General features: G+C 71.4%; 9 protein-coding genes. 3 read left to right on the top strand and 6 right to left on the bottom strand.

From position 1 onward, the window contains the following. Positions 1-797: 797 nt before the first annotated feature. On the top strand, positions 798-965 hold the full coding sequence (locus tag AC0VYP_RS08560; protein WP_285760498.1) for a hypothetical protein: 168 nt from the start codon (positions 798-800) through the stop codon (positions 963-965). Between the two features lie 82 nt (positions 966-1047). On the opposite strand, the gene AC0VYP_RS08555 is transcribed toward AC0VYP_RS08560, so the two are convergent. The 3 genes from AC0VYP_RS08555 to AC0VYP_RS08545 form a co-directional block, all read right to left on the bottom strand. Continuing rightward, positions 1048-1848: an inositol monophosphatase family protein gene (locus tag AC0VYP_RS08555; RefSeq protein ID WP_475473374.1), complete on the bottom strand. Its 801-nt coding sequence runs from the start codon at positions 1846-1848 to the stop codon at positions 1048-1050. A gap of 70 nt (positions 1849-1918) precedes the next feature. Further along, positions 1919-3943 (bottom strand): S9 family peptidase, encoded by a 2025-nt coding sequence (locus AC0VYP_RS08550; protein WP_475473372.1) that lies wholly within the window; start codon positions 3941-3943, stop codon positions 1919-1921. Between the two features lie 125 nt (positions 3944-4068). Next, positions 4069-5100, bottom strand: coding sequence for a ferrochelatase (locus AC0VYP_RS08545; protein WP_285760501.1), 1032 nt, complete (start codon positions 5098-5100; stop codon positions 4069-4071). Positions 5101-5224: 124 nt separating this feature from the next. Between AC0VYP_RS08545 and AC0VYP_RS08540 the strand changes: the two genes are divergently transcribed. Next, complete coding sequence (locus AC0VYP_RS08540) at positions 5225-6526, top strand: D-arabinono-1,4-lactone oxidase (RefSeq protein ID WP_285760502.1); 1302 nt, start codon at positions 5225-5227, stop codon at positions 6524-6526. Between the two features lie 18 nt (positions 6527-6544). Here the strand turns inward: AC0VYP_RS08540 and AC0VYP_RS08535 are convergent, their stop codons facing one another. Further along, entirely contained in the window at positions 6545-7540 is a 996-nt protein-coding gene (locus tag AC0VYP_RS08535; RefSeq protein ID WP_475473370.1) for a hypothetical protein, read from the bottom strand. Between the two features lie 487 nt (positions 7541-8027). On the opposite strand from AC0VYP_RS08535, the gene sepH reads away from it, so the two are divergent. Next, on the top strand, positions 8028-9137 hold the full coding sequence (sepH, locus tag AC0VYP_RS08530) for a septation protein SepH (protein WP_475473369.1): 1110 nt from the start codon (positions 8028-8030) through the stop codon (positions 9135-9137). 64 nt (positions 9138-9201) lie between these two features. On the opposite strand, the gene AC0VYP_RS08525 is transcribed toward sepH, so the two are convergent. Beyond that, entirely contained in the window at positions 9202-10962 is a 1761-nt protein-coding gene (locus tag AC0VYP_RS08525) for a PH domain-containing protein (RefSeq protein ID WP_475473367.1), read from the bottom strand. After that, positions 10959-11420, bottom strand: a complete 462-nt coding sequence (locus AC0VYP_RS08520; RefSeq protein ID WP_285760597.1) for a PH domain-containing protein — start codon at positions 11418-11420, stop codon at positions 10959-10961. The genes AC0VYP_RS08525 and AC0VYP_RS08520 overlap by 4 nt, the downstream gene beginning before the upstream one ends. Positions 11421-11622 lie beyond the last annotated feature (202 nt).

Below are 11622 nucleotides of genomic sequence, written 5' to 3'. Positions count from 1 at the left end.
ACGCGGGGAGCACCCCATCGCCGCGCACGGGGCGGGGACCGGGTGGGGACCATCCCCGCGTGCACGGGGAGCACTCGAGGTGAGATCGGCATCGTTGGAGACGACGAGGACCATCCCCGCGTGCGCGGGGAGCACTAGAGGGGTCAGAGGTAGCGCGGGTTGCCCATCGGACCATCCCCGCGTGCGCGGGGAGCACTCTCGTTGACCTGGGACTCTACCAGCGAGTAACCCTGATTTCATTCACTTGTCGAGAAAAGAACATTCCACACACAAGACCCCCTTCTTCTCCCCAGGGGCCGTAAGCACGCAGATCCGCCGGGGTCGAACGCCCGGGAGTGATCGCTGGCCGGCAGGACGGGCTCAGCGGACAGCACCGCGTTTCCCCTGGCCTGTGCCTCCCCCGCTCACCGGGCAGCCGTTTTGGCCCGCACCCATCCCCGACCGGCAACGGCCCTAACCGCCACCGTCAGCCGCGCGAACACCACGGCCCGCCAGCGTGGGGCCGGCACGGCAGGCGCGACCTCCGGCAGTCGGGGGCCTTTCCCTCCAACTCCCCTCCGCACTCACACCCCCGTGGCGCGCGGACCGCTCGTCCCGACCGAAAACGCCTAAGGCACCCCCGCTTGCGGGATTTCCGGAGGGGTTGGCATCATGTTGGGACCTCGCGGGGGAACCGCCCGGATCTGGCACAACGTCGTGTTACCGGTTGGTGAACTTTGCCTCTGCGGGGTTCGGCACCAGCGCCGTCGTGGGTATGTTCCGCGACCGCTGACCATGTGGGTGAGAGGGGAGTGACGATGGGCGAGTTCCTGTCTGAGATTCGGGTCCGCATCAACGAGACCTACACGTCGCTGCAAGCGGCCCAGGCCGCCGAAGACGACTTCCTTGCCGACACGCACGCGTCGGAACTTGAGGACCTGCGCCGCATCGCCGCCAGAAACGGCATCGACCCGCGCTTCGCCTAGAGCGCCGAGCCCACGGATCCACCGAGGCCGGGCCGCGTCCCCGTGAGGGGACACGGCCCGGCCTCGTCGCTTCCCGCCGCCTTTAGGCGTCCCGGTCGGCCCCCAAGGGCTCCAGCAGGTTGTGCAGTTCCTCGAACAGTCCCGGCGCCGCCGCCAGGGTCAGGTCCCCGTTGGGGCCGAGCCCGCGGAGGCCGCCCACCCGGGCGCCCGCCTCCTGCGCGACGAGCGCGCCCGCGCCCCAGTCCCAGGGGTGCAGCCCGCGCTCGTAGTAGGCGTTGAGCTGGCCGTCGGCCACCGCGCACAAGTCCAGGGCCGCCGCGCCCGCCCTGCGGATGTCGCGGACGCGCGGAACCACCTCGCTCAACACCGCGGCCTGGTGGACGCGGCGCTGGGCCGCGTAGCCGAAACCGGTGCCCACCAGCGCGAGTCCCAGCCCCACCCGAGGGGCCGCCGTGATGGGGCTCCCGTCCCGGGTGGCGCCCTCCCCCAGCACCGCCGTGTAGACGGTGCCGCGCGCCGGCGCGAAGACCACCCCGGCCACCACGACGCCGTCGGCCTCCGCTGCGATGGACACCGCCCAGTCGGGGCGCCCGTAGAGGTAGTTGACGGTGCCGTCGATCGGGTTGACCAGCCAGCGCACGCCGGATCGGCCCTCGGCGGCGCCGCCCTCCTCCCCCAGGATCGCGTCGCCCGGGCGCGCGCCGAGCAGCACCTCCCGGATCAACTCCTCGGCGGCCCGGTCCATCTCGGTCACGACGTCGGTGGGCGAGGACTTCGTGTCCAGGACCGCGATTCCGGCCTGGCCGCGCGCGGCCAGCGCACCGGCGTCCTCGGCGGCGCGCAGCGCCAGTGCCAGGAGGTCGTGCGGGTCGTGGTCGGCCATCAGTTGTCTCTCCTTGGTTGTTGCCGGTTGTGGGCCCGAGCCCGATCGGTGGTGCCGATGTTCGCCGGGTTCACAGCAGGTCGGGGCGGCGCCATTCGTTGCCGTGCACGTGGTGGTCGAGGAAGGCGAAGACGGTCTCGTACCAGACCTTGGCGTTGCCCGGGCCGAGGATCCAGTGGTTCTCGTTTGGGTAGTAGAGGAATTTGGCGTTGACCCGGTGGCTGAGCAGGTCCCACCACAGCCGCAGCCCTTCGCCGATGGGCACCCGGTAGTCCTTGTCGCCGTGGATGACCAGCATCGGCGTGCGGATGTCCGCGACGTGCAGATGGGGTGAGTTGCGCAGGTAGCGCTCCGGCTGGGTGCGGGGCTCGCCGAACTCGCGCATCCACACCGCCGGGGAGTCGGTGGTGGCGTGGAAGCCGTCCAACGACCACAGGGAGGCGTGGGAGACGATCGCCTTGAAACGGTCGGTGTGTCCGGCGATCCAGTTCGCCATGAAGCCGCCGAAGGAGCCGCCCATCATGGCGGTGCGCTCGGCGTCGATGTCGGGGCGGGCCACGGCGGCGTCGGTGGCGGCCATGACGTCGGCGAAGGTACGCGGCCCCCAGTCGCCCCAGCCGCGGCGCAGCATCTGCTGGCCGTACCCCGTGGACAGTGCCGGGTCGGGCAGCAGCACCGCGTAGCCCCGGGCCGCCATCAGCCAGGGGTTCCAGCGCCAGGACCAGCCGTTGAAGCTCATGTAGGGGCCGCCGTGCACCCACAGCAGCAGCGGGGCCGGTGCGGAGTCGGAGGCGCCGTCGGGCAGTACCAGCCAGGACCTGATGACGGTGCCGTCGTCGGCGGTGGCCTCGACCTCGGTGAGGGTGCCCGGCGGGTCCAGTGCGGGGGTGGGCGAGGGGAGGCGTGCGGGGTCCTGGCCGGTGGCGCGGGTGTCCAGGCGCACGGGGGTGGGCGGCTCGTCCCAGGAGTCGCGCAGGGCGTAGAGGAACGCGCCGTCGGGGGCGGGGTTGAGCGCGCTGTAGGCGCCCTCCGCGGTGAGGCGGACCGGTGCCGCGTCGTCGAGGCCGACCCGCCAGGCGGGGCGGCGGCCGTGGTCGTCGGCGACGAAGTAGACGGCCGAGGAGTCGGGTGCCCAGGCGGTCTCGCGCGGCCACAGTTCGTGTTCGGGCAGCAGGTCGCGGCCCCGGCCGGTTGCGAGGTCGATCAGCCAGAGGGTGCTGTTGCGGGGTTCGCCGTCGTAGGTGCCCTCGTGGGAGGCCACGGTCAGGACCCAGCGCCCGTCCGGGGAGATCCGCGGGGACCCGTAGGAGTCGTGCCGGGGGTCGTCGGCGAGGGTTCTGCGGTCGCCGGTGGCGATGTCGATCGCGACCAGTTCCTCATACGGTTCGGCGGTCTCGGTGGAGGTCAGCCAGACGACCACCGCGGTGCGGCCGTCCGGGGAGATCGCCGGGTCGGCATTGTGCAGTGCTCCCCCGGGAGCGGGGGTGAGGTCGCGCGTGGCCCCCAGGCCGGAGTCGGGGCCTTCGGGGGGCGCCGCCGCGAACAACCGGGGCTGGGCGGGGCCGAGGTCGTGGTCCCAGGAGCGGACCGGGTGGGCCTCGTGCAGGATCGCGGTCACGCCGGCGTCCTTGCGGGCCTTGCGCGCCGCCGTGTCCTCGTCCGCGTCGGTGGCCCCGGGCAGGGTCTGGGCGGTGTAGAGGACCGTCCCGGCGTCGCGCGCGACCGTGACCGCGCCGATTCCTCCCGGCCGGGCGGCCACGGGCCTGGCCTCTCCCCCGCCCGCGGGCAGCAGCCACAGGGCTGCGGTGGGGTCGGTGCCGGGTGCGGCGTCGGGGTCGGGGCGCCTGGTCGAGAACAGCAGCGAGCCGTCCGGCAGGAAGGCGGGCGCGCTCTCGCCCGCGGCGGAGCGGGTGATCCTGCGGGGCGCGGTGCGGCCCTCGGGGTCGATCTCCCAGAGCGAGGTGCCAAACGATGTGCCGTCCGGGGCGAGTTCGCCAACCGGGGCGACCAGCCGTTGACCGTCCGGGGACAGGCACAGTCCGTTGACTCGGCGCAACGCCATGTATCCGTCTAGCTCACACCACGGGTGACTCACAGAACCCTCCGCATCGTTGACATCGGATCTCCTCGGACCCTATCCACGGGGGGATACCCGGCGTGAGGAGGGGAGGGGCCGCCTTGGACGGCGCCCGCCGCGACGCGGACGGCGGGCGCGCGGGGTCAGCGGATCTTGCAGCAGTCGGGCGGGCATTCGTGGCACTTGCGCACGATCCTGCTCAGACCGGCGGGCGGGCGTTCCTCGGAGCGCTCGGCGACCAGGTCGCGCACCATCGCCACGAAGGCCGGGTGGGTGCCCGGGCACAGTGCGCGCTCCAGGCGCATTCCGAGCTTGCCGGCGGTCTCCAGCGCCTCGACGTCGAGGTCGTACTTGACCTCCATGTGGTCGGAGACGAAGCCGTGCGGCACGACGACGACCGCTTCCACCCCTTCGTCCTTGAGTTCGGCGAGGCGGTCGTTGATGTCGGGCTCCAGCCACGGCTGGCTGGGCGGACCGCTGCGGCTCTGGTAGACGAGCTCGTACCGGTGCCCGCCGCCCACGCGTTCGGTGATCAGGCGGGCGGCCTCGGCCAGCTGGGCCTCGTAGGCGCCGGTGGGCCCGTAGTCCTGGCGCGGGTCTCCCGACGCCTGGGCCATGGTCTCGGGGATCGAGTGCGCGGAGTACAGCAGCCGGGCGCCGGGGCGCAGCTCGGCGGGCAGCCGCTCCAGTGCCTTGACGGTGTTGTCCGCGAAGGACTCGATGAAGCCGGGGTGGTCGTAGTAGGGACGGATGAGGTCGATGTGCGGGGCGTCCTCGACGGCGGCCCGGGCCCGGTCGATGTCCTCGATGTACTGGCGGTGGCTGGAGTAGCAGCTGTGGGCCGACGTGGCCAGTGCGACGACGCGGCGGACGCCGTCGCGGGCCATCTGCGCGACGGTTTCCTCCAGGTAGGGGTCCCAGTTGCGGTTGCCCCAGTAGACGGGGAGTTCGACGCCGTTGGCGTCGAAGTCGGCGCGGATCGCCTCGATCAGGTCGCGGCACTGCTGGTTGATGGGGCTGACCCCGCCGAAGAGGAAATAGTGCTCGCCCACCTGGGCCAGCCGCTCGCGCGGGATGTTGCGGCCTCGGGTGACGTTTTCGAGGAACGGGATGACATCGTCGGTCTTCTCCGGGCCGCCGAAGGAGAGGAGCAAAAACGCGTCGTAGGAGCTCATAGGTCCCATGAAACCAGCTGTTCGGGCGTGTCCCGCCCGACCCCCGGGCAAGCGCGGGTAACCGTCCCGGAACAAAAGTTACCGAGCGGTTACCCTCTCCCGTTCGGCTGGGTAGCCTCCCCCCATGAGCAATGTGACTTGGCTCACGTGGGCCGATACACACCGAGCGCGTCCGCGCCGGATGGCAACCCCCAACAGCACCGCCGAGATCGTCGCGGCGGTGCGCTCAGCCGGCGACGACGGCCTGCGGGTACGGATGGTCGGCTCGGGCCATTCCTTCACCGCCGTCGCCGTGACCGACGGCCTGATGCTCTCCCCCACCGCGCTGTCGCGCGTCCGCTCGATCGACCCCGCGGCGGGCACCGCGACGGTGGAGGCGGGCGCCCAGCTGTGCGACTTCAACACCGCCCTGGCCGAGCACGGGGTCGCCCTGACCAACATGGGCGACATCGCGGTGCAGACCGTGGCCGGGGCCACCCAGACCGGGACGCACGGCACCGGACGTTCCTCGGCCGGTCTCGCCGCGCAGGTCCGCGGCCTGGAGATCGTGCTGGCCGACGGGTCGGTGGTGACCTGCTCGGCCGACGTCGAACCGGAGCTGTTCGCGGCGGCGCGCCTGGGACTGGGCGCGTTCGGCGTGGTGAGCGCGGTGACCATGGCGATCGAACCGGCCTTCCTGCTGCACGCGCGGGAAGAACCCATGCCGTTGGCGGAGGTGCTGGAACGGTTGCCGGAACTGCGCGCCGACAACGAGCACTTCGAGTTCTACTGGTTCCCCCACACCGGGTCCACCAACACCAAGCGCAACAACCGGGTCGGGGGGCCGGCCCGGCCGCTGACGGCGTTCAAGGCGTGGCTGGACGACGAATTCCTGTCCAACACGGTGTTCGAGGCAGCGAACAGGGCGGCCCGCAGGATGCCGTCGGTCGTTCCGGCCCTCAACCAGGTGTCGGCCCGCGCGCTCTCGGCGCGCACCTACAGCGACCGCTCCCACAAGGTCTTCGCCAGCCCGCGGCGGGTGAAGTTCCTGGAGATGGAGTACGCGGTCCCCGCCGAGCACCTCGCCGACGTGCTGCGCGCGGTCAAGGAGGTCCTGGACCGGGGCAGGCACCGGATCAGTTTCCCGTTGGAGATCCGCTTCGCCCCGGCCGACGAGGTGTGGCTGTCCACGGCCTACGGCCGCGAGACCGCCTACGTGGCCGCGCACGTCTACAAGGGAACGCCGCACGAGGCGTACTTCGCGGACCTGGAGGCCATCTTCACGAGTGTGGGCGGACGGCCGCACTGGGCCAAGATGCACACCCGCGACCGCTCCTACCTGGAGACGGTGTACCCCCGGCTCGACAGCGCACTGGCCGTTCGCGAACGGGTCGATCCCCGGCGCCGGTTCGCCAACCCCTACCTGGACACCGTCCTGGGCCCCTGAGTCCTGGGCGGCCGAGGATCAGGGCGGCGTCCCCTGCTCGCCCTGCCCGCCGGGGGCGGGTGCGGGGGCGCCGGGCTCCTGGTCGCCACCGTCCTGCCCGCCCTCGGAACCGGGCTCGGGCTGTGCGGTCGGCTCGCCTGGCTCGTCCGGGGCGGGCCCGGTCGGGTTGACGGGCCCGGTGGTGCTGTCGTCGGTGGTCCCGTCCTGCGGATCGGTTGACGGCTCGGGGGCCACCGGCTCCGGTGAGGACTCCACCGCGTCGGGCCGGGGGCCGGACTCCTGCTCACCGGGGTCGGCCGGTTCCGTCGCCGGCGCGCCGCCCAGCAGCGAGGGTGCCGATGCGCCGTCCCGGCCGCGCACGGTGTCTCCCAGTGAGCGCCCCGAGACCAGCTCGAACGTGAAGATGACGGCCATGACCACGAGGAAAACCGCGACGGCGGCCAGGATCATCGAGCGCGGGCTCTTCCACTTCGCTGCGGGGAGGGGGCCGGGACCGTCCTGGGGGTCGTCGGCGTCGGGCTCGGGGATCGCCCGTGTGGTGTCGGTGGCACCAGTGACGTCTGTGCCCAGAACGGGAAGCGCCCGGGTCCGCGTGTGGTCGTCGAGGTCGGCGGCACCGGTCTCGGTGGTCGCCGCCAGCAGGGTGTCGGCGTCGGTGACGGTCCCCGGTCCACTGACACGCAGTTCGCCGGTGGCGGTCATGGGGGCGTTGGGCCCACCGGGCACCAGGTGGGCCCGTTCGGCCAGGACACGGGCCTGGTCCCCGCTGCGCTTGAGGTAGTGCTGGGCGACGGCCGTTCCAACCGTGCTGATGACGCTCATGACCGCGGCACCGATGATCGTGCCGTAGACCCCCAGGTAGGAGGCCGCCGTTGCCGCAGTCAACGTGGCGAGCCCACCGCCGGCGATCTGGGACATGCTCAGATCGATCCGTTTCTTCTTCTCTTGCGCGTCCTCGCTCATCTTCCCCCTCTCCTGGTGGTGGACCGTGGTGGCGCGGTGGACACCGCTCATGACTCACTACGGACACTTCACTAGTCATGCGTCCACAAGTGGACAACTTTCACCAAGGCCAACAATGTTCCTATAACTAGAAGAAATTGGATGGATCACCCTTGGATAGCGAGCGGCGTGTCGATTCGCCAAAAGTCGGTTTTATGTGCTTCACACGGAAGACGCGCCGATTGGAGGGGCTTGACCTTCCCCGCATCACCTGTGCGGATAGCATCACCGGCACGGCGTCAAGCGCGGATCGCGGCGGAGTCGAATCCGTGACCTCGGGGCCGCCCCATCGGCGTGTCAAGATGGCACGATAGGAACGCGACGCCTGAGAGCTCCCGGCATGTCCGGGCTCGGGCGCACCATTTCATCCGAACCAGCCTCGCGGGTTCGGACATGCCGGGCGCGGTACTGGCCGAAAGGGCTGAGGCCGACAAGACTGAAGACGTGGGGGATGTAGGGCATACCGACATACCCTCGACGGGACGCGAAAGGGAGGGCGATGCAGGAGCTTCGCCTGGTCGCCGTCAGCGAGGACGGAACCTACCTGGTGCTGGCGAGCGCCGGCCGCGGAACCCGGTTCATGCTGCCCGTCAACGATCGTCTGCGCGCCGCTGTGCGCGGCCAGTTCTCTCGGCTCGGCCAGTACGAGATCGAAGTGGAGAATCCGTTGCGCCCAAAGGAAATCCAGGCCCGGATCCGCTCGGGCGAGACCGCGGAGTCCATCGCCCAGGCCGCCGGGATCCCCATCGAGCGTGTGCGCTGGTTCGAGGGCCCGGTCCTTCAAGAACGCGAGTACATCGCCCAGCAGGCCCAACGGGTCAGCGTACGCCGCCAGGGCGACTCCTCACCGGGGCCGACCCTGGGAGAGGTGGTGGCCGAGCGGATCGGCCAGCACCAGCTCGAAACCGGCGACGCACTGTGGGACTCCTGGAAGCGCGAGGACAACACCTGGCAGGTCAAGCTGACCTTCTCGCTCTCCGGCATGGAACACGTCGCGCACTGGGTCTTCGACCCCAGACGGCGCTCGGTCACGCCCTACGACGAGGAGGCCGTGCGCTTCCTGAGCGGCGCTCCCCCCGAAGAACCGCTGGACCTCGGCCCCGGCAGCGCCAACGTCACCCCGTTCGTGCCCCGGCGGCCCAGCGTGCGTGACATCGCCCCGGCCATGGAGCAGGTGGCGCCGCCCCCCGAACCAGAGCCCGAGCCGACGCAGGCCCCGGCGCCCGCGCCACGCCCGCTCGGCGCGCAGGGACCCCGGGTCCCGATCACTCCTGATCGGGTGCGCGCCATGGAGCCCGACTCCGGTTTCGGTTCGCCCGGACGTCCGGCGGCCGAACCCCGGTACCGCCCGGAACCCGCCAGGCCCGTGCAGCCCGAGCCCCGGCCCGAGGCTCCCGCGGCGCAACAGCCCGTCTCCGAGCGGCCACCGGCCGCCCAACCGGCGGCGGCACAGCGTCCCGCCGCGGCCCAACCACCCGCCCGCCCCGAACCGCCACTGCCCACCTCCACCTCCGGTGGGGCCCAGCCGCCTCGGCGCAAGGGACGCGGACGGCGCGCCTCGGTCCCCTCCTGGGACGAGATCATGTTCGGCTCCAAGAAGTCGGAGTAGCGCACGCCGCAACGACGAAGGGGGCCACCGATCTTCATCGGTGGCCCCCTTCGTCGTTGCGGTACTACGGTCGGCTCTGATCCGGCTCGGGCTCGGCGACCAGGAACGGTCCGATCATGGCCGGGGTGACGCCCGCGGCGAAAGCCACCGACTCGTGGAAGTCGGCGTTGACGGCGTCGTAGCTGCCGCTGCCGGCCCCAACCGCGACCTCCATGGTGGCCAGGCCCGAGCGTCGTTGGAACAGCGTCTGCGACCACGACCAGCCGATGATCGCGCTCTGCTCCACGACGGCCTGGCCGCGCTGCAACGACCCCGAGCGCACGCTGACCCGGCCGCCGTCGTAGCCGTGCCCCAGCGAGCGGTAACGGTCCAGCCCCAGTGGGACGCCCAACAGGGCGAGGACCGCCAGGCCGCCCGCCACCCAGTACCAGCCCAGCGCCCCGGCCCCGGCGGCGAGCAGGGCGAAGGGCACGATCGCCCGCACCAGGCGGCGGGTGCGGGCCGCCGGCGGGTGCGCGATGAGCGACGCGGTGAAGGGCGCCAGCGCCCGGGCGACGACGGCGTTGACGGTGACGCGCTTGCCGATGGGCAACAGGGTGGCGCGGGTGGAGCTGTCGGCGAGCCCGGTCACGATCGCCGACAGCTTGACCAGGGAACGCGTCCGCTCCAAGGGGGTGTCGGCGAGCTCGTGCCCGCGGATACGGCGGTGCTCCAGGGTGACGCTGCGCCGGGTGAACAGCCCGCGCTCGGTCACCAACGACTCACCGCTGCGGCGCAGCGTGAAGTTCCAGTGGTTCACCGCGTAGGTGATGACCGCGAACAGCGGCATGGCCACGGCCAGGAACAGAACCAGCCCTACTGCCAACAGGACGAGGACCAGCAGTCCGTCGCGCGCGGCGTCCACCGCGGCGATCGCACCGTCGGCCAGGTAGTCGCTGAGGGTGTCGCCGCCGAACACCTGGGAGGCGAAACCGAACAGCGCGGCGAGGGCCGCGAATGGGGTGAGCAGGTAGCCCAGGCTCAGTACCGCGTAGAAGTACCAGCGCGTGGGCATCTGGAAGTAGACGACGTCCGCCGGTGCCGCTGCGCCTGGAGCGTGCTGCTCGTGCCCGCCTTCCTCGGTCTGCGGGTCCTGGGAATCGACCTGAACGGCAGCGGCGTCCGGCTCCGGCGCGCCGGTCAGCAGCGCACGGCGGTGCAGGAGTTCGGTACGCAGCCGTTCGGCCTCGGCACGGGTGACCGCGTCGAGCTTGCCTTCCTCCGCACCGCTGCCACCGGCCGCGGCCTCGATCTTGACCACGGCGAGCCCGAAGACGCGGTGCAGGAGGGTGGAGGTGATGTCCACCCCGCGGATGCGCTCCAGCGGAATGGTGCGGCGGGACCGGGCGATGAGGCCGCTGCGGATCTCCAGACGCTCGGCTCCCACGCGGTAGCGGAAGGTCTTGTAGGTGTAGACGCCCGAAATGAGGATGCCGACCAGTGCGATGCCCGAACCGCCCAGTACCCAGGGGTTGAACTGCCCCGCGAACAGGGCGACGGCGATGGGGATGATGAAGGACCGCAGTTGGTTGAGCGAGGCGGTGACCATCGTCTTCGGGCTGAGCCGACGGTCCTCCTCCGGTTCGGCCGCGGCCGCGGCGGGTGCACCGTCGTCACCGGTGCCCCCGACCGCCTCGGAGAGGGGGTCGGGGGCCGGGGCCGGCCCCGTGACCGGAACCCCGGCAGCGGGATCGGCGGTGTCGGGCGCCCTCCCCGGTTCGGCCGGAGGGCCCGGGGGCCGCTCGGGCTGCCGGTCCGGTTCGGGCTGCTCGTGGGGATCGCTCACGTGGCATCGTCTCTCAGGTCGCCGGCGCGCGCCGCGAGTTCCTCGGAGATCCGCTGCGCCTCGGGCTCCTCCAGCCCTTCGATGGTGGAGGAACCGGCGTGTGAGGCGGTCTGCACCTCAAGGGTGGCCAGCCGGAACATCCGCTCCAGCCACCCCTGGGTGTGATCCACCGTCTGGATGCGGCCCACGGGGACCAGCTGCCAGGAGCGGCTGAGCCAGCCGACCCTGGTATACACGACGTCGGCGGTGACCTCCCAACGGTGCACCCGGTAGCGCCAGCGGGGCGCGATGATCGTCTTGGCCACGCCGTAGCAGGCGTAGAGGGCCGGGAGGGCCCAGACGTGGTCAACGACCGGGGCGGGGACCCACGACCACGCGAAGAAACCGACCGCCCAGGACGCACCCCCGATCAGGGCGAGCATGAAAAGGACACCGATGGCGCTGCGGACCGTCCACATCCAGACGGCTCGTCGCGAAACACGGTTCTGCGGGGGGCGAAGGCTGGCGGCGGTGGTCACCCGGCCAAGTCTAGGGGTTTGTGGCTTGGATCCCATGACGTCCGGATCGACCGGCGAGCGGAAAAGCACCGATTCGACGGGAACTCACCCGACGGGCGCGGTGTTGCACCAGTGGCGGCCCCTGCCGCCCCTCAGCCGCTCG

It is taken from the genome of Nocardiopsis sp. iso_186, from assembly GCF_056173365.1.
This window is presented reverse-complemented; position numbering and strand designations above follow the sequence as displayed.